We start from the raw sequence: 18240 nt of genomic DNA, 5'->3' as shown, positions 1-18240 counted from the left end.
TACCTGGCACCGCGTTATGAAAAAATATCAGCGGTTCAGGCAATGGCCAGAATGGACAAAATCCGCAATAAGCGTCGCCAGAGGTGCCCAAGACAGCCTTTAATCACTGCACGCATGGACGTACGCTCTGCACATCAATCGAAGAAGTTCGTCAACACATAGACCGCCTCGACCGCGATGTGGTTGCACTCCTCGCCAGGCGCGGCAACCTCGTCACCCAACGGCGGCTTTCAAAAAAACCACTTATGATGTGCGCGCTCCAGCGAGGGTTGAGCAGGTCATCAGCAAAGTGCGCGGAATTGCAACCGATTCCGGCGCCTCACCTGATGTCGTGGAGCGGGTATACAGAGCGATGATCTCTGCATTCATTGAAGAAGAGTTGAAAACTCACTAAACCTTAAACAGGCTTCAGACTGAGTGCTGCCAGGAGGAATCCAGTGAGCAAAATGCTCGGCAGAGGTTGTTGAGCGGCTGGTCGGAAGCAAATCGGGCTACGAGAACGTAGCACTTTGACGCCAAGCCAAAGCAAATAGCCTACGCCCAGTCGTACGGTAATGCTGGTGCCTTCGCGCAGGAGCTTGGGAAGGGGCGGGCCTATGCGCACTGGCTGCGCCATACGTCAGCAACCTCTGATGTACCGTTTCGTAGCACCAAGGACTTGCAGTTCGACCTCCGACAGAGCAGTCTGAGTACTAAACATAACACTTAATCACTCACTCGATCAATAACCTGCCCTTTCAATCAAACGATTCGGCTTGCGCGATCGAGGCTAGCCTTATCCGTCTTGGTATCGCCTTCGATGCTGGCTCAACGCTCAGATGAAATGTGGAGGGATTCGATCAGTGTTATCAAGCTCTTTCAGAGTACGATTTCTATCTATCCCGATCAGGAAGTGCTTACGGCATTTTCTCTCTCACCTGCCTAACAAGCGTCAGCGACGCGCTTCTGCGTCATCCGTGCTCGACCTTTTATTTCTTCGAACTGGTGCATCTCACCAAAATTGAAAGTCCTCCAATACAGCTCTCACAAGATGCCCCCATGCGAAAATCATTGCTCAATCAGCCACTAGTACATCTGTACTATTTAAATCCGCGAGCCACCAGTTGATTATTATCAACGCGACTCGTAGTGACAGTCGCCAACTTATCAAACATTTTTTATTAACTTTAAATGAAGGTAATGAGACATGAGCGAGAAATTGACTGTACGTGAACTCAGCGATAATGAAATGTCACAAATTGGCGGTGCCATGACAGTGAGCGACGGGGTAAAAGCGGTTGGCGTGGTGGCTGCAGCAGCAGCATTGGCGCCGGTTACTGCTGTCGGAGCTGGCGCCATACTGGTTGGCGTGGCAGCGGTCAGTGCATTCGACGCCTACCAGACCTACTCGACGCTATAGAACATCAGTCGCAAGGTCTCAGAGTATTGGTGACGACGTTCAAACCACATAAAAGTGGAGTGTAGCTGTGATTCCTAATCGTGAAAAACTATTTGGAAAAACCGTCAATTCGCCAAAGATGTTCTGGCTTGCCGCCATCTGCTTCCTTGTTGCAGCACTTATAGACCTGGCTTGGAATGAACTTTGGTCAGTGGGAATGTTTGCTGCAGTGGCCACTACCACACAGCTTTGGGAGTATAATAGGAGAAATAAAATTCACCCTTAGAACTGTACGCTTGTAAAAAACGGTAAGCTGGATTTGCCTGGGTCTCATATTGCCTCCAACTCACGATCGGGCTAAAGAAATCACATATTGCTAGCCGCCAGATATGAAGTTTATGGCTAATGAGCCTCGGGCATCCTTTTTATAAAACTGTTTGGAAAGACGTTTTCCTACCAGCGTGAGGAGGTTTGAAATGATTATTCTCAACGAGCAAATCATCGAGACCTTAGCAGGCATCAGCTCGTCCCAAGATTATGAACTGACTGACACGGAGTTGCACTGCGTTGCAGGTGGCGCAGATTACACCATCTTGCCAGTGCCAGATCCCGGCGCGATCAAACCTGAACCTATCTGCACCTTCCCGTTTCCCGATGTACCTCCGCCGTCAGACATTCGCGGGCCTTTCGTGAGCTGATCTGCTACACGCCCTTACCGTTGTTCAGGTAAGGGCGTATTGACGCGTCTTTCCCGAACCAATAACAAATGCGAACTCAACTCTGAAAGCCGCGGCAGTTTGGACAAAAAATACGCTTACCTACCTTGCACTCTGTTACATACTTTAGCGGACATGCTGAATCCAGAGCACTCGTAACACATTAGCGATAGTTCTTTGGCTCAAATGCCAATCTCCTGATTATGCATACTGGCTGTGCCGATAAACAAGGCTAACCTGTGGCGGAGTATAGCGATCAGCACTGGGTGGCCAAGTGGATACTTGAATACCTGGAGATCGTGTTCGGCACCAGCGTGGCAAACCGTTGCATCGACTATTAACCAGCGCTGACAGGATCGTATTATGGACTCCAACCGTCCCGCCGACTCTAACAAGTACTCAATAAAAAGCTTTCAACATTAGTCGGATTTCTAGCGCCATTCCACTTCTTGTGATTCTGCCCTGCCTTTTGATAACTGAGATGTTAGCGAAAACAATCAGCCTGAATGCGTGTCGCAAAAGATAAACATAATTTTTGAGAATAACGATGAAGCTATTTATAATCTGAAATAAGATCAGTGTGTAACCTCATAGGTGGTGACTCCCAAACCTCTCCTTCTTTTGTGAAAGCGTGTTGCGTACCACTGAACATCTTCCGCCAGAGACCGTCATCTAGCAAGCCCGAAAAATTAATGAGTTCCTGTCCGTGGCACGCTCTGCAAATGGAAGTTTATACACGCATGCTAAACCTGTACTTTTCCGGACTAGACTCGATGCAAAAATTGTAGAATTATGCATTGAACTCCAACGTACCTCTATGATCATAGTTTCGATGACCTGCGATCCAGAAACTATTTCCCAGGTAATGACATACGGTGCTGACGGCTTTATTGCTGAAAATATCAATCCGCAGGAAATAGCCGAATCCATCGTCGCCATCCGTCAGGGGGGACAATCGTCAATTACACATCTGAAGCCTCGATTTTCATCGAATCGGCCGTTAATTCAATACCCCCCTTTTCTGCCAGTCACAAGCAAATACTTAGCGTGGTGGCGCGAAAAAAACAACAAGGAGGTCGCCAGGGACCTGGGTATATCGCTTTTCACCGTGCGTATGCACGTGTCCAGTCTGTTCAAGGTGCTGGGCATATCCACTCGAGCCGCCGCAGCGCAATTCTACAGCCTGGCGATCTACTAAGCGCTTGAAAATATTCAGTCTCCGATGTTCAGACTGCCAAGGTCAGATGCCAGTTGCAGCTTGGCGTTGTGCCAGTTGACCAAAGATTCCACGCGTTTCTGCGTTGCTGAAGCCAGATCATTCTGCGAACGCAGAAGCTCCAGAATACTGCCAACACCAGCTTTGTAACGACCCTGAGCAATTTCATAAGACTTACTCGCACTTTCGACAAACAGACGACTGATGGCCAGTGCGCGGGTTCTGGATTCCAACGCCTGCTGACTCTTCCAGACGCTCAGCGCAATACTGTTTTCAACCTCATGCAACGCCTGTTCGCGAGCAGCACTTTCGTAACTGGCAGCCCTCGCCCTGCGCCGATTGAGAAAGCCATCGAAAATCGGCACCGTGATTTGCACGCCGATTGTCCAGGTGTCTATCTCCTGCCGGGTCGAAACCTGCTCGACGGGCGTGTCCTGACGACTGTAGTTGCTGAACAGCGAGACGGTAGGTCGGCCTTGGGCTTTCGCTGCCTCAACTTTTGCCTGACTCGCCGCCCAGTCTGCGCGGGCTTTTTCTATGGCCGGATGTAACGCCTTGGCCTGCTCCATCAGCGCATTGACGTCGCCCAGAAACGCCACGTCTTCGCTGCCCGGTTCATCCAGCGCAACCAGTTTGAGGGGGGCAGCAGGCGATAACCCGAGCTGGCTGGCCAATTCGCCTCTCGCCGCGGCCAGGTCACCTTCCGCCATTACCCGATCCAGCTGCGCTTCGGCAAAACTGGATTGCGCCTGCAGACGATCCGTCTGCTCGCCGGCGCCAGCACGGTATTTCGCGTCAGCAGCTTTCAAGCTGTTGTCGGCAAGACGTTCAGCACTGACTTTGGCCTGCAACAACGCGGTGTTGGCCTGCACCTGGTAAAAGACCCTGGCGGTGGCAAGCATCGACTTCTGCACTTCTTCAATGCGGCTGCTACTGGCGGCGTTCAATAACTGGCGGGCACTTTCGACTTTTGCGGCGCGAAGCCCGAAGTCGAAGAGCACCCAGCTCATGTTCAGGCCGTAGATGCTGGTACTGGCGTTCAGCCTTGAATTGGCTTCGGAGAAACCCGGATAACGCGTGGTCTTGCCAGCCCGACCTTTTTGAAACTGCCCTTCCACGTTCGGGTAGTAGGCCGAGTGCTCAGCGTCCATTTCCGCCTGACGCGCCAGCTCGGTCAGCCACGCTTCACGCAGCTTGGGATCGGCACATAACGCGACAGACACCGCCGTTGCGAGGTTCAGGGTATCCGGCAGCCTACTGGAACCAGGGCAAGCCTCCACGCGGTTATCCGCCATGCACAGCGACGCCAGCAACATACCGGCGGCACTCAACAAAGCCCACCCGCCGACACCGCGCATCACGGCTCGGAGCCCTGCGCTGAAGGCTCTTCGAGCACAGGGCCGTCGTAGGCAATTCGACCATTGGCAAGCGCCACGACCCGATCCGCCGAGCGAATGGTTTCTGGTCGGTGGGCAACAATGATCCGGGTGATGTTCAACGCCTGAAGCGCCTGATTGACCGCCGCTTCGCGAGCAATGTCCAGATGGCTGGTCGCTTCATCAAGAAACAGCAACTGCGGTTTTTTATACAGCGCCCGGGCCAACAATACCCGCTGCTTCTGGCCGCCGGACAATACCGTGCCCATGTCGCCCACCAGCGTGTTGTAGCCCATCGGCATCTGAGCAATATCATCGTGAACAGCGGCCAGCCGGGCGCACTGCTCGATCCAGTGCTGATCGGCACCGGTCTCGAAAAAGCTGATGTTGTCGCCAATCGACCCGGCGAACAGCACATCATCCTGAAGTACCGTGCCGGTCAGGCGCCGCAGCGTGTTGACATGCTCAGGCCCGACCGGCAGTCCATTCAGCAGGACACTGCCAGCGCTTGGGGCCAGGATGCCGAGCATGACGTTGAGCAAAGTGCTTTTGCCGCCGCCCGATGGACCGACGATAGCGACCGACTCGCCAGCGCGGACATGGATCGACACACCGTCCAGCACGTAAGGTTCATACTCGGAATAGCGAAAGCGCAGATCACGCACTTCAAGGCTGGGCGCTTTCTCACTGCTGGCGTCATCGAATGCATCAAGGCCAGAAACCGGCTCGGCCTCCTGCAGCACAATGTCAGCCAGGCGCTCGCCATGCAGGCGCAGCATGATGACGTCAACGATCTTGTCGATCAGCCCGGCGACGCGGCCGTTGAACTGCTCTTTGTACGAGTTGAATGCAATCAGCATTCCGGCACTGAACTGCCCTTCCAGCACCAGCCTGGCGCCCAGCCAGATGATAATGATCGTCACCAGCCCGAACAGAACGCCGTTGAAGGTACGATAGGCCAGTTGCAGTTTCTGGGGATGCAGACCGGCGTTGATTTCTTCCACCAGCAAGGCACTCCAGGCGTTGCAGCGCTGCTCGTGGCGATTGAACAGTTTGATGGTGCGCACGCCGCGCACGCTTTCCAGAAAGTGCGATTGTTGACGAGCCGCATGGACCAGTTGATTCTCGCTGGCTCGCCGCAACGGCCCGAACCAGGCCCAGCGCGCCAGGGCATAAATCACCATCGCCACCACGGCGACGAGCGCCAGCTTCGGGCTGTAAGCAATCATCAGTCCGAGCGTGATGACGGTCATCAGTCCGTCGAGCATCGCCTCAATGAACGAAGTGGTGACCGTCTGCTGGATCGACTTCAGAGAGCCGAAGCGCGAGACGATATCGCCCAGATGGCGGCGCTCAAAAAACGCCACCGGCAAACGCAGCAGATGAGTGAACACGTTAATCTGCCACTGTGAACCGAGCATCGTACCCAGGTACATCAGCGCCCACCCGCGGGCCAGCGCAACACTGTGCTGAATGATCAACAGAATGCCGAAACCGATGGCCAGCACCGCCAGCAGATCCAGATCGGCACTGACCAGCACCTTGTCGATCACGGTCTGCATGAAGAACGGACTGAGAATGGTGCACAGCTCCAGCGCCAGCGCCAACAGCAGCACGTGGGTGAGCACCCGGCCAAAGCCGCGTACTCGCCCCAGCAGTTTGCGCAACGGAATGGGCGGCCGGACAGCGACCGGCTGGAAATCACTCTCCGGCCACATCTCCAACGCCACGCCGGTAAAGGCCGCCGACACCTCATCCAGCGACAGCTTGCACAGGCCACGCGCTGGGTCGTGCACCACTACGCCGTGCGCAGTGACCTCCTTGAGCACCACAAAATGGTTGAAGTTCCAGTGCAGCACGCAAGGCAGTTGCAGTTGACCCAGCGCACTCAATTCGACGCGCAGTGCCCGGCTGCCTAGTCCGAGTTGCGCGGCCATGCGGGTCAGCTGCTTGAGGTTGACGCCTTTCATCGACGGCGAAAGACGTTCACGCAGAGAAAAAAGGTCGCTGTGTTGTCCGTGGTAACTGGCGATCATGGCCATGCACGCCAGGCCACACTCAGTGGCTTCGGCCTGCAGCACCACCGGCAGTTTTCTTCCGACCCCGAAAGTGAACGCATTTTTGAGGTTCAAAGGCGCTTTCCTATTCCGCGCAAAGGCTCGAGCAGCCACTCATAGAGCGGTAGCTTTTCCTGCATGATGTCGGCGTCCAGCTGCATACCGGAGCGCAAACGCTCGCGTTTGCCCTGACCCTCGATGGTCTGAGACGCCAGCGCGACCGTGACCCGATAGAAAGGGCCCTGCTCGCGCATCTGTTCGGAGATATTGCCCAGCGTCATGACTTCATCAGCGGGCAATGCGGTACGGGAAATTGACGACACGGTGCCCGGCTGCAGGCCGAAGCGCTGATAGGGATAGGCCTGGTAACGCAACATCACGGTATCGCCCACGCGTACAAAGCCTACCGAGCGACTGGGCAGATACAACTCCGCATGAAGTGTTGCATCGGTAGGCACGATGCTCAGCAGCGGCCGCGCACTGTCGACCCGTGAACCGTTGGCGACCGAGAGGGCGGTTGCCTCACCGTCGGTTGGCGCAGTGATCAGAATCTCCCGCTTGGTCTCACTTTCGACCAGTTGGTCCTGACTCTCCGCCAGCCTGCGTTGCAGGTCGGCCAGTTGCTTACTCTGGTTGAACGGCAGCTCGACCAGCTCCGCGCGCAGCCTGGTGCTTTCGGCGCGCACGGTCAGCAGCGAGCGATTCAGTTCTTCACCGCGCAAGCGCATGTCCAGCACAGCGTCTTCTTTTTCCTGAAGCTGATCACGCGATACGTAATCCTGGCGTTGCAGGTTGGCGTAGCGTTCGGCAATCCCTTTGGTCAACGCCAGCCGCTGACGCGCCAGGTCGATTTGCGCGAGTATTTTCTGCTGCTCGGTTTCCAGCGCTTCGACCTGACGTTTTTTGCCCTCCAGCTCCTGCTGATGCAAGGCCAGAGTCTCGTCGATCTCCTGAGTCAGGCTTTCCTGGCGGCGTTTGATCGACAGACTGATCGCCCGTTGCGCACCGCCCGCTTCGCCGTTTTGCGTATCACTGGACAACGCCATCAACACGGCTTCGGCATTCACCGGCTGTCCTTCGGTAATGCGCAGATGGTTGACCACACCGGCTTGTGGCGCATAAATCCTGATCAGGCCTGTTTCAGGCAGCAGCACACCGCTTGCAGCAGTACGTTTGGTGTAGGTAGCGAAGGTCAGAAACAGGCCCATGCAGATGCAGAACAGCAGCGCGACGGCGGCCGCCAAGCGCATCGACATAGGGCTGACTAATAAGACTGTCCCCAACATACTGCGCTTCTGCGCGTCGAGTGCTTCAGACCGAAATAGCATGACTGTAGAGCGCGTCAATCATGAGGAATGCACCATAAAAACAATTCTGCCTCCATATTTTTCAATAAAAGGACAAGCTGATGCTTGGAAGCCTATGCAGCCGTAACTTGATTAACCGATATAGATGTACGAGCCGGCTGAAAATGGCTTTGATTCATAGGGTGGACATTGGAGCTTTGACGACCGTCAACCTCAATAGCACACATGACCTAACAGCATAATGCCACCGCTATAGATAGAACATCTGTACTATTGCTGCGGTGGTAAGAGAGCGGGTTCAATAAGCGCGTCATACGCAACTCTTGCCTGCGAAGACTTCATTTATACCTTAGGGGAAACCTCAGCACGCACTTGAGCTATCGTGTATTCGATGCTGCGACGCATGCGCCCGATCAGGCTCTTATTTGTATGCTTTATTATATAGCTGACGGGCCGAGCAGCATCGACCAGATCGTTTGGCGATCTTGATGCTAGGGGCGCTTTACTACGCCGGTGTAACCCGCGTCGCCAGAAACGTAAGTTTCTTTCCCGTGCGGTAATTGATCGACCCGGTTTAAGTCCGCGACATTCATCGACGTGCCCACTAAGCTATGCACAAAACCAGATTCAGCATCGACACCGAGGTGCACTTTCATCCCAAAGAAATATGGATTTGCTTTCTTCGCATGATGTATATCAGGTAACGTTTTCCGCCCTTGTTCTTTGTAAAACCCGGCGCATGAGTAATCGTCGCATTAATCTCGGTACCTTGGCGCAGCAAAAAACTACGGTCGCCCAAAGTGTGGGCACGCCACCCCGATGCTGAAAGCGACCACGAACAGCACCTGAATGGTCCATGACCTATAGCACCATAAAGTTCAACAATCCGATAGTAAGTATTAGGCTCGGCCAGAATATTTTCGGACGACAATTCCTCGCGCACTCCTCCGCTTCATCATTTCTCTTGTTAACTTTCGTTATAAGCACACTCGCAGTCGCGGCACCTATGGTACAGATGTGCTATTGCAATTTTATCGCTCCCCCGTAAATTGCTATTAACAAACCTTTGAAGATTCAACCGATAGCGTGACTTCGCAACCGACATAAATGCCGTCCATAGTGCAGTATTCAAGGATAAAAACGAGTATGACTACTGCATCCGTCTGGGCAGCAACACCTTGTGAAGCAACGGCAGGTTTTATGGGCGCACATGTAATTTTCCTTATGTGTCTGCGTCAATGCCAGTGGAAAACTGCCATCGGATACGATCAAAGACCGCAAGCCGCCCAGCGCTTCCGCCTGCCGTGCTTTCCTTAATGCGCGCTGGCGAACTAATCAGCAGAAAGCCGATCCGCAGCCGTTACTCAGTGACGACGAATTGAGGCAGACTTTGATCTGCTACGAAGGTGTGATCGCCATTGATCACAAACACCTGACTTACGAAGTCGACGAAAGCTGGGAGTTCCGGCGTCCTCTGCACGTTATAAAGCAGATACCACTTTCTACAGTCACGAACGGCGAATTTAAAGTTGCGATCAAGCCGACCTGACGGGAACGAGTATCAGCGGCTATGCAATGGACGTGCTAAGAGGCACCACCCATAACTGAATAACAACAAAATGACAAGCTTACTTTCTCCGGCAAGCGCACTTTAGGGGCTATTCCATTGACGAAAGCGACCGTAGCAACCCGCTCCTTGACGAGCTGGAGAAGTCGGATCTTGCGCGCAGCAGTCATCACGCCTGTTGTAACGTTTGCCTCGCATCCTGCAGGCGTGCTTGCCGGTGTGACAACTCCGGCTAAACCCTACGCCTCGCAGAATGCCGACAACACCGAAGGCATGCTAAATATCGATGAACGAAAGCTGATTCAGGAAGGCTTGGTTTGGGGCGGTTTTTACAAGGGCTGGATTAATGGATAGTTTGGTAAAGACACCCGGGAAGCTATCGCAACCGCTCAGCGGCAATACAAGCAACCTGGCACCGGGATACTAAATGCCGACCTCGCAGTGCGCTTGGGAGACTTGGCGGCGACTAACCTGATGAAATGGGACTGGGTGACCATCATTGAGCCCAAGTCCGGCGTAAAGCTGGCCTACCCTTCGATGTTACTCACCAGAACCACGCATCCAGAGTCGAACTTGGTCACGTTGGTCGATATTGATTTCGAAGACAAAAGTGTTTCGATCGAGATATTACGTGCCGATAACGTCAAACCCGACGCTATCGACGGGATGTATAACGACCTGACTAGTGACGGTCAAACCACCGTAACCCACTCATCCAGAAAAGGCCGTTTGTTCATCATCGAGGGTTATCGCGGCACCAGAGAATACTACCGCCGCTATGAACAGCGTGGTGGCAAAAACCTTGGTTATGACCTGGTCTGGAGCGGCAGCCGGGACGTGGAAATGCAGCAGATCTCCGTGTTGATTTCAAACAGTTCTGAGCCATTTCCCTTTGATACCCCACGCCAGAACAGAGATCCAGACTATTCCCACCTTGTCGGGCCGGCTCAGGTTGCAAAAAAAGAGCCCGGCGGCACTCAGTCCCCCAAATAACGCAAATACGCCACAACACGCACCGCAACTCGTTGAGCAAAAGCCCGCGCAATAGCAATCCTCGCTGATGGTTTACTTGATCGCAATGCGGTGCGTCGAAAAGAGCATTTTAGCAGGCCGCATTACGCTCAGTAGGTAACTCACGATCTCGATAGCATAGACAGACAGGGATACGATGGATGGCGACATATCCTCCGGACGCTTGCAGGCCTTTGGCATTTCGCTCTGAAACTACTTGACAAGCTGCGGCAGAGTGATGAGATCTAAGTCAATCTGATCCGAGGTAGGCAACCGCAATTCCCTGGTCCGCACCTCAGTAAGAAGTAACAGCCGAATGCCCAGCTGGGTTTGCGGTCCATCGAGTTATAGAGCCTGAGCCTCTGGAGGGAGGCGGGAAGCTCGGACAGATGCAGATAGGGATTGTGGTTGAGGCCAACGAATGCGATAGATCGCTCGAATTTTCAGATAGTTATATTTAAAAAAGTTCTAGTTGACGTCGATGAAAAGATTAATTACGTGAAAGTTAAGTGCGGGGTATAGATTAACGGCGAAGCATTTGTGATCCCGTTGTGAAAGGCGAGGCAATAGGACAGATGTACTATTGCGTGTTATGGCTAGCATCGGCATCGTAATACTGCATCGGTAACGTGTTAGTAATAGGGTCAACATTCACAAATTTGATGTATGGACGAAAAGATGCCGTTATTGAAAGAAACAGCAGCGGTTACACTTGCGTTAGCCATGATTCTCGGCCTTAGTGCTCAGGCCACATCATCCGCACAGGCAGCACACAAAAAGGTATTCGATGCCGGCAGCCTGCCAGTGTCCAGCGCGCCGCTGGGAGACTTCCCGTACATTGCCCTACCCAGCGGCTATGTCGCGGGAGCCACACCAGATATTGCCGATTTCGATCAGGTGCCGTTCTGGACCGGCGATCGCCTGCAGCCGGTCGAGGGCAAGGTCTGGTCGGCGCACATCGACGCGGCGCAGGGCAAGACCTTCTCCGACCTGGAGTTGGAACGCAACATCGAGGCTGTCGTCACCGCGCTCGGCGGCAAGAAGATCTTCGATGGCAAGCTTACTGAAGCGGCTACTCAGAAGATCGAGGAATGGCCGCGCAATGTCGCAAGCAAGTACAACAGCGGCCTGGGCGATATCTGGAACAACCCCGCGCAGGTCTTCGTCGTACATCGCGCCGATCGCGATATCTGGATCCACCTGTGCAGCTACCAGTTCGGCGGCGGCCTGCTGATCGCCGAGACCAAGCCGCTGCAGGTCACCGCCAGCCTGCTGCCTGCCAGCGAACTGAAGACGCAGATCGACAAGAACGGCAAGGTCGCGCTGCACGTCAACTTCGCCACCGACAAGACTGACGTACTGCCGGATTCGCAGCCGCAAATCGCGCAGGTCGCGCAGTTGCTCAAGGACGACGCAGCACTCAAACTAGCTGTCAACGGCTATACCGATGGGATCGGCGATCCCGCGCACAACAAGACGCTTTCGGAAGGCCGGGCTAAGGCAGTTGTAGCCGCCATTACCGCCAGAGGAATTGAGGCGGACAGATTATTGGCTGTCGGCTTCGGCGACGCTAACCCGGTAGCCGACAACACCACTGAAGCGGGTAAGGCGCAAAACCGCAGGGTAGAGTTGGTAAAGCAGGACTAAGAGCGGCTAGCAAAACTCCAGAACTCGCACTATGCAGATCATGTAATAGTCCACGGAAGCAGAGTCAGTTAAGTGTACGCGTGATTAAATTTTACAGTGATCAACATCGGTATCTAGCGTCACTATACCGTCAGTAACAAACACATTTTTCCGGCTAGGAAGATGGAGAAAATTGTGGAATTATGACTCTGGCGATCATCATCAGTAATGATCCGATCATACCGAATTTGGCCCATTAAATCTAGTCCACATATGAATATCGGATGACCATTTTACCTATCTAGGGCCACTCACCCTAGCTAAACGCCCGTATAAAAAGCAATGTCATAGGCATAGCGCAGTACCGACTAAGAATAAGGTGACGACCTCAGACATTGCGAGTTTTATGCTAGGACGGATTGAAGAACCTGTCCCAAGGAAACTCCACCAAGGATAATTCCAGATGAAAAAACCTCTTGAACGAAATCGCTTTTACAGCAAGCTATTGTGTCAAGGCTCTAGCAACTATATAGCCATTACGATTTTGCTCACAACCATCATAGCAATCGGCGTATTCACTTTTTCCGGCGGGACCGTTCGTAAGGAGAACGATACCTCAGCCTATGAGGCGACACCGAACGATGCAACCAAAGAAGAATTGAAACCTGCATCAACTCCCAATAGCGGCTCTAAATCCCTCCCTGCTTTGCACGTTGTCCTTACTTGGGAGTCGATCATGATTGGGGAGAATTGGGAGCGCAAAAACTATCGAGCGAAACTAGACGCTTGCCAAGGATCGGGAATGCCCACGCGCGCCCTGTCTTCGACGGACGAGGCGAAACTGGGGACCGGTGAAGTTGAGATATTGATCGACGCGCGACGTCAATCTGCACGTCAGACTAGTTGGACATTCGGCGCTGATGGCGATGGAGCAAAAACTACATGCCTCATCAAGCTTGAAGCACACGTGGACCAAAGCGCGAATGAAGACGATACAGGTCTGTATGAAGCGATCGACAGCGATTCGCGCATTCAAGAACGTCAGAACTTGCAGTCTATAGGCTGGAAGCTGATAGGCGAAGAGCAGATTAAAGGTCAGCCCTGTACACGCTGGCAGAACGACCGTCAAAGCGTCTGCACGTGGTCCGGCGGCATGAAGTGGGGCTTTGTGGAATTGCCTAGCGATGCGGCTGGCTGTACCGTGGACGGCGCAGGCACCTATCTGAACGCCATCCCGCTGGAAGCCGAGCCACTTAAGGGTGGGAGCGGCTGCCGGATGCAGGTCAAGTCCTTCAGTCTTGGCAAAGGGCTGCTTCCTTAACAGAGCGAAGCGAAGAAACAAAAGACGAAGAAAAATCAGCATAAATCTTGATGCAGTTCACACCGCAGCCCGCTATGAGCATACTTATGAATGACACATCGGGCGCTACTTGAGCGGGGCTGATGCCACGCAGGTAGACGTGCATGAAATCCGCAATGCCTCGGACTGGGATTTCTACTGCTTACTCCGACGAGGGCCAGTCGTTCTAAAAACAAAAATTGGTAGCAAATAATGGCTTATCACATGCCGCAAAAAACAAAAGGAAAAAACAACAGTACACATAGACTATTGCACATTCTCCTTTCTAAGTATTGATATCTGCGGTGCACTATACGAATGCAGAATCTTTGCTTTTCTAAAGTAGAATGATTAGCTTTGCATGCTACTTATTGCAACTCAGGCGTTCGCTAAAGAGACCGTAGAGGGAGAACAAATGGATAGCATTTTACATCGCGTAGTGGCTGAGTTGTATTCGATTACCGGCATGGGGGACTCAGAGTCCTATTCTCCAAAAATATTGATTGCTCATGTTTGGCATCAAGGGAAATGGTGAACGCCTTATGATTTTTAGGACGATATTTTACGTGGCATGCTTGGTTCTTTCGGGTGTCACCATGGCAGAACAGGGCTGCCCTCCTGGCCAATATCCTGTTGGCGGACAAGGGGTGGCAGGGTGTGCGCGCATACCACAAGAGGGCTCTCAGCAGCCAGCGCCAGCGCCTCGTCCGAGCGGTGAATGGATAAAAACTTGGGGGGCGATCGCGATGGGGTCCCTTGACGCCATCACAAGTTACGGGGTCACTACAGGAAAGCTAACGAGGATAGATGCGGAGGAAGATTCGCTAAGGCGTTGCGCTTCCCACGGCGAGGATAATTGCAGAATTCTTATTTCGTACCACAATCAATGTGTAGCGCTTGCTGAGCCTCAAATAAATGGAGTGCCATTTTCTACAGGCGTGGTTAGTGTAAGTAGAGCCGCAACAATCGCGGAAGCAAGTGAATTGTCCGCTAACGACTGTAAAGAAAAAAATAAAAAAACACCCTCTGCTCAATGCAAGGTGGGGTACACCGCCTGTACAGAGCAAATTTCCACAAATACTGAATTCGAGGTGAGTTGATATGAGATTAAGAGGGATACTAGCTTACCGGATTAGCCTCGCAAGGGTCTTTGAGGGAGGCAAAGTGCTCAAGATCCTACCTCTACTTTTTATCATGGCCTTCGCATCCAATACCGTAGCAGAGGGCGCATGTCCCCCAGGTCAGTACCAGATCGGAGGTCAAGGTGCGGTGGCGTGCGCGCCGATTCCACAAGAAAACTCCGTTCAGCAGCAACCTGTCGCCCCTCGGCCAACTGGGGAATGGATTAAAACCTGGGGTGCGATCGCGATGGGGTCCAGTGATTCCGTTCCAAACTATGGCGTGACCACGGGAAAGCCATCAAAAGCTGAAGCAGAGCAAGATGCTTTACAGCGGTGCGCCTCTCGCGGGCAAAAAAATTGCCAAATTGGGTTGGCTTATATAAATCAGTGCGCAGTTATCGCTGAGCCTCAATTAAACGGGAAACCATTTGCAAATGGATCATCTGAGTTCATTGGAGCAAACACGCTTTCCGAAGCAAGCAAGTTAGCAAAAGAAAAGTGCTCTGTGAATAATCAAGAAACCCCGGGGGCGGAGTGCGTGATTATATATAACGCGTGCTCAGAGCCTATTTTTCATAAATACTAATTTGCTCATGTTTGGCATCAGGAAAAATGGTGAGAGGCTGTTAATAGTGGGCCTATCATGATAGGGCGAGGAGCAAAGATAAGATCGGGGGGGCGCTATTGTGCTCGGGTGCTTGCATAGGAGAAAATTCCATCATAGGGCACAACTTCGTTATTCGCGCCCGAGTCAAAGTAGGCGCTAATAGCGTAATTTCACATTTTGTGTGCCTAGAGCGAGACGCCACGATCGGGGACAACGTCAGAATCTCGGCGCTCACACATATTACCGGGAATTGCTTGATTGGAGATAACGTGCAATATGGCAGGAGCCGGCTTTGGTATATTTCAAACGCCTAACCTAAAACTGCTGCTGAGCTACAGTTCCGCGCAAGAAAGCGGAAGATCCAACGGCGTTCTAGCTACCGTCAGGTTGCTGGGCCAAATGATTGGTGGCGTCATCGCAGCCGCTTTCCTGAGTCTTAACTCCCAGCAAGGGGCTCGCTGGGCCCTGATCGCAAGTTCCTTGTGCGCATTTCTTGCCTGTGGCCTCGCCAATTTACAGAGGGAAACCAAACCGTAGGCGCATGGGCTTAGAGTGGCTAGCAAAACCCTGGAAGCCGCTGAGCGCAGATGACGCTGCACGCCAAGGGAATGATGCCATTGCGGTCGACGATCGGATGCCGCTTGCCGCCGAGCTTACCGCGATCGGTCGGATTAGGGCCGACGCCTCCTGAGCCACAGCCATCTAGCCAATTAAAAAATTAAGTCATGAAAGCTCACAACCCGAAATCACTTCTCTCTAGAAAGCCAAGAGCAATTCTAAACAAAAAGCAAAACCCAAATAAATACCCAATAAACTCCTGACATACATTGCCATTGAAATCAACCACCGAACCAATTACGATCAACATCGATCAAGTGGAAACTTATGAATATTAAGTATGACTAAGTAGAAGTCAGTTATGTATCAGTTCCTATCGCCCGACGAAGGCGTCTTAAGTGTAGATGGATCAAATGCTTTGCCGATCGTGATAGTGGACGTAGTGACCTTGAAACCTTGGTCATTTAATGGCATCTGTTCCAACACGATAAAATCGCGACGTGGGCGATAGTCGTTCAATCCTGTCGAGGTGAATCCCCACTCTGTGCCTGCTGCCCATACACACTGCCTGAAACCACTCGACCGATTTAGCCATTCATTACAGGGCTGACCAAACACAGTTTTCCGTTGAGGCCCCTCGAAGCCCGCACTTGTCTGTTCTTCATCCTTTCCGATAGGTAGACGCAATAAAGCATCAGGCGTCGAGGGTTGCACATTGCGTTCTCCGGTCGCGAGATCAAGTTGCTCGTAGTGTTCAGCAGTTGTAGTTTCCTGCAAACCTGACATTTTCAGCCTGAACAAACAGGTACCGGCCGGACCGTCGTTGGCGACCTCCCAACTGCGCTCTCGAATCACCTCCCTATTGGGTTCAAACCAGCCTTCATAACGGGTAATGCCTACCAGGGCGGCGTCATGCTCCGTCAGTTCCCTGGTTTGCATCCCCGCAGCCCGACAATTACGAAGAGTATTCTGATAGGTTTCACGCGCCGAATTGCCACCTTCAAGAATAAGCTCTACAGTCTGATCGAAGTGAATAGGTGGCATATTATTACGCACGTTGTCTCGGCCATTGTTATCAGGCTGACCACAGGCACTTAGCAGCAACAGCGTTGCGAAAATCAAGTAACGGTAGCGGTCAGAAGTCAAAGAACATACTGATCCGGGCAAGTATTTAAATATCATATTCATCGCACTCTGCGGCAACTCAATATAAGTACCAGATGTCTGCTCGAGTTTAGAATCACGCTACGCATCGAAGCTATAGTGCAACTGTGCTATAGCCAAATCGTGGAGCGTCCCTTTAGAACCAGAAACCCGATCAGCGCGTGCAGGCCAAGCTATTTATTGAATTTTATATTGCGCTCAACATATGGAATGTGCGCCTTCCCCCTGAGCCTTCGAAATCTACGATTCTCTACCTAGACAGTCTTCAGCTCTAATAGAACCATCATCGCAGCATCGACCGCTTCCCCCGAAGTCTGCGCGTGAAGCGCCGCGTAGAGATTGAGGTTGGCTTAAGGCTGGTAGGACAAGAAATATAAGCTTGGTGCTCTCAGTCTTCGCGGTGGCCACAGTCGTGGCTTGCGCGGCATGCTCATGCGGGACACGTCACTGCGTAGAACACCCGACTGGCGTCGGATTGGGAGCTACACGCACCCGTTTCAAACAATCCATGGCACATCACTGCTGGATACTATCTCGATATATCAGGATGCCAAAACAGAATGAGATGCTTGGTTTTTTTTCCATCCAACGGGCATTGAACTGTCGCTGTTCCATCCTGCGTGCATAGTGAAACCATGGGTGTATCAGACCATATCGAATCGGCCTTGATGGATTTGACGTCCCCCATAACGTTGGAACCGTGACCTCTGATATCGAGCGTGTTGTTTCTCGTTGGTCGAGGGCTGGCTAAGTCTTGTCCGTCCACCCGGTAGGCATAACGACACAACGGCCCTTGGTGGGGCAACAACGCGAGCCGATGTCCAGAAGGATGTCCATAGGGCAGCCGCGTGACGGTTTCCAGCATGTATGCGGGATTGCAGAGATTGCATTTGCGATGTCTTTCCGCAGCCATGTCTATTGAATAGGGGTCACGCCAACAAACGCCACTGAGCGTTCAGGAGTGACCACCATGTTGCAAACACCGGTACTGCAACCGAACGAGCGCCGCATCCTGCGGCTCAGTGAAGTCGAAGCGAAGTCTGGTTTCAAGCGCGCTCACATCTACAACCTGATGAAAAAGCGTCAGTTCCCACAGGCGCGGCGCCTCGGCGTACGGGCTGTGGGCTGGGATTCGGTCGAGATCGATCAGTGGATCGCCGAACGCCTCAATAACCGAACCTGATCCTCTCTCCTCCT

At 52.7% G+C, this 18240-nt stretch carries 14 protein-coding genes and 5 pseudogenes; 12 read left to right on the top strand and 7 right to left on the bottom strand.

The genetic code is table 11. The annotated features are described in order from the left end of the window. Positions 1-83: 83 nt before the first annotated feature. A pseudogene (locus tag N018_RS26475) lies at positions 84-394 on the top strand (chorismate mutase). 9 nt (positions 395-403) lie between these two features. Here the strand turns inward: N018_RS26475 and N018_RS28030 are convergent. Continuing rightward, positions 404-544, bottom strand: a pseudogene (locus N018_RS28030) (LysE family translocator); the annotation flags it as partial. 642 nt (positions 545-1186) lie between these two features. Between N018_RS28030 and N018_RS12195 the strand changes: the two are divergent. From N018_RS12195 to N018_RS12185, 3 genes and pseudogenes are all read left to right on the top strand, one after another. Continuing rightward, complete coding sequence (locus N018_RS12195; RefSeq protein WP_025389746.1) at positions 1187-1399, top strand: hypothetical protein; 213 nt, start codon at positions 1187-1189, stop codon at positions 1397-1399. Positions 1400-1854: 455 nt separating this feature from the next. Continuing rightward, a complete protein-coding gene (locus N018_RS12190; RefSeq protein WP_025389745.1) occupies positions 1855-2076 on the top strand; it encodes a hypothetical protein in 222 nt (73 codons plus the stop codon). A 706-nt stretch (positions 2077-2782) separates the two neighbouring features. Beyond that, positions 2783-3292: pseudogene (locus tag N018_RS12185) on the top strand (LuxR C-terminal-related transcriptional regulator). A 14-nt stretch (positions 3293-3306) separates the two neighbouring features. Here the strand turns inward: N018_RS12185 and N018_RS12180 are convergent. From N018_RS12180 to N018_RS27415, 4 genes and pseudogenes are all read right to left on the bottom strand, one after another. Then, the gene (locus N018_RS12180) at positions 3307-4668 is read right to left on the bottom strand and encodes a TolC family protein (RefSeq protein WP_038401216.1); all 1362 of its coding nucleotides are present in this window, start codon (positions 4666-4668) and stop codon (positions 3307-3309) included. Then, positions 4668-6818, bottom strand: a complete 2151-nt coding sequence (locus N018_RS12175; RefSeq protein WP_025389743.1) for a peptidase domain-containing ABC transporter — start codon at positions 6816-6818, stop codon at positions 4668-4670. The genes N018_RS12180 and N018_RS12175 overlap by 1 nt, the downstream gene beginning before the upstream one ends. Then, positions 6815-8071 (bottom strand): HlyD family secretion protein, encoded by a 1257-nt coding sequence (locus tag N018_RS12170; RefSeq protein WP_025389742.1) that lies wholly within the window; start codon positions 8069-8071, stop codon positions 6815-6817. Before N018_RS12170 ends, N018_RS12175 begins: the two co-directional genes overlap by 4 nt. 336 nt (positions 8072-8407) lie before the next feature. Further along, positions 8408-8849: pseudogene (locus N018_RS27415) on the bottom strand (transposase); the annotation flags it as partial. A 921-nt stretch (positions 8850-9770) separates the two neighbouring features. Here N018_RS27415 and N018_RS12165 point away from each other — a divergent pair. The 7 genes from N018_RS12165 to N018_RS28575 all read left to right on the top strand — a co-directional run bounded on the left by N018_RS12165 (position 9771) and on the right by N018_RS28575 (position 15635). Next, the gene (locus tag N018_RS12165; protein WP_025389741.1) at positions 9771-9971 is read left to right on the top strand and encodes a hypothetical protein; all 201 of its coding nucleotides are present in this window, start codon (positions 9771-9773) and stop codon (positions 9969-9971) included. A 120-nt stretch (positions 9972-10091) separates the two neighbouring features. Beyond that, complete coding sequence (locus tag N018_RS12160) at positions 10092-10610, top strand: hypothetical protein (RefSeq protein ID WP_025389740.1); 519 nt, start codon at positions 10092-10094, stop codon at positions 10608-10610. A 696-nt stretch (positions 10611-11306) separates the two neighbouring features. Next, entirely contained in the window at positions 11307-12275 is a 969-nt protein-coding gene (locus N018_RS12155) for an OmpA family protein (protein ID WP_025389739.1), read from the top strand. Between the two features lie 442 nt (positions 12276-12717). After that, entirely contained in the window at positions 12718-13575 is an 858-nt protein-coding gene (locus tag N018_RS12150; RefSeq protein ID WP_025389738.1) for a hypothetical protein, read from the top strand. 527 nt (positions 13576-14102) lie between these two features. Next, positions 14103-14693, top strand: a complete 591-nt coding sequence (locus N018_RS28580) for a DUF4189 domain-containing protein (protein ID WP_080274825.1) — start codon at positions 14103-14105, stop codon at positions 14691-14693. Between the two features lie 64 nt (positions 14694-14757). Continuing rightward, a complete protein-coding gene (locus N018_RS26450; protein ID WP_229631370.1) occupies positions 14758-15300 on the top strand; it encodes a DUF4189 domain-containing protein in 543 nt (180 codons plus the stop codon). A gap of 200 nt (positions 15301-15500) precedes the next feature. Continuing rightward, positions 15501-15635, top strand: a complete 135-nt coding sequence (locus N018_RS28575; RefSeq protein WP_418903478.1) for a hypothetical protein — start codon at positions 15501-15503, stop codon at positions 15633-15635. Between the two features lie 260 nt (positions 15636-15895). Here the strand turns inward: N018_RS28575 and N018_RS28570 are convergent. Both N018_RS28570 and N018_RS12140 read right to left on the bottom strand, forming a co-directional pair. Next, positions 15896-16015: pseudogene (locus tag N018_RS28570) on the bottom strand (IS5/IS1182 family transposase); the annotation flags it as partial. 230 nt (positions 16016-16245) lie between these two features. Next, complete coding sequence (locus N018_RS12140) at positions 16246-17067, bottom strand: hypothetical protein (RefSeq protein ID WP_025389736.1); 822 nt, start codon at positions 17065-17067, stop codon at positions 16246-16248. Between the two features lie 946 nt (positions 17068-18013). Here N018_RS12140 and N018_RS12135 point away from each other — a divergent pair. Further along, entirely contained in the window at positions 18014-18226 is a 213-nt protein-coding gene (locus N018_RS12135; protein WP_025389735.1) for an AlpA family transcriptional regulator, read from the top strand. Positions 18227-18240 lie beyond the last annotated feature (14 nt).

This window comes from Pseudomonas syringae CC1557 (genome assembly GCF_000452705.1).
In the GTDB taxonomy this organism is placed as follows: Bacteria; Pseudomonadota; Gammaproteobacteria; order Pseudomonadales; family Pseudomonadaceae; genus Aquipseudomonas; species Aquipseudomonas syringae_F.
Note: the sequence above shows the minus strand (reverse complement) of the source record. Positions and strands in the feature narration are given on the sequence as shown.

Bases quoted from the DNA above. Each gene is read 5' to 3' on its own strand.
- N018_RS12195 (WP_025389746.1), top strand. From the start codon at position 1,187: ATGAGCGAGAAATTGACTGTACGTGAACTCAGCGATAATGAAATGTCA.
- N018_RS12190 (WP_025389745.1), top strand. From the start codon at position 1,855: ATGATTATTCTCAACGAGCAAATCATCGAGACCTTAGCAGGCATCAGC.
- N018_RS12180 (WP_038401216.1), bottom strand. From the start codon at position 4,668: ATGCGCGGTGTCGGCGGGTGGGCTTTGTTGAGTGCCGCCGGTATGTTG.
- N018_RS12170 (WP_025389742.1), bottom strand. From the start codon at position 8,071: ATGCTATTTCGGTCTGAAGCACTCGACGCGCAGAAGCGCAGTATGTTG.
- N018_RS12160 (WP_025389740.1), top strand. From the start codon at position 10,092: ATGAAATGGGACTGGGTGACCATCATTGAGCCCAAGTCCGGCGTAAAG.
- N018_RS12155 (WP_025389739.1), top strand. From the start codon at position 11,307: ATGCCGTTATTGAAAGAAACAGCAGCGGTTACACTTGCGTTAGCCATG.
- N018_RS12150 (WP_025389738.1), top strand. From the start codon at position 12,718: ATGAAAAAACCTCTTGAACGAAATCGCTTTTACAGCAAGCTATTGTGT.
- N018_RS28580 (WP_080274825.1), top strand. From the start codon at position 14,103: ATGTTTGGCATCAAGGGAAATGGTGAACGCCTTATGATTTTTAGGACG.
- N018_RS12140 (WP_025389736.1), bottom strand. From the start codon at position 17,067: ATGAATATGATATTTAAATACTTGCCCGGATCAGTATGTTCTTTGACT.
- N018_RS12135 (WP_025389735.1), top strand. From the start codon at position 18,014: ATGTTGCAAACACCGGTACTGCAACCGAACGAGCGCCGCATCCTGCGG.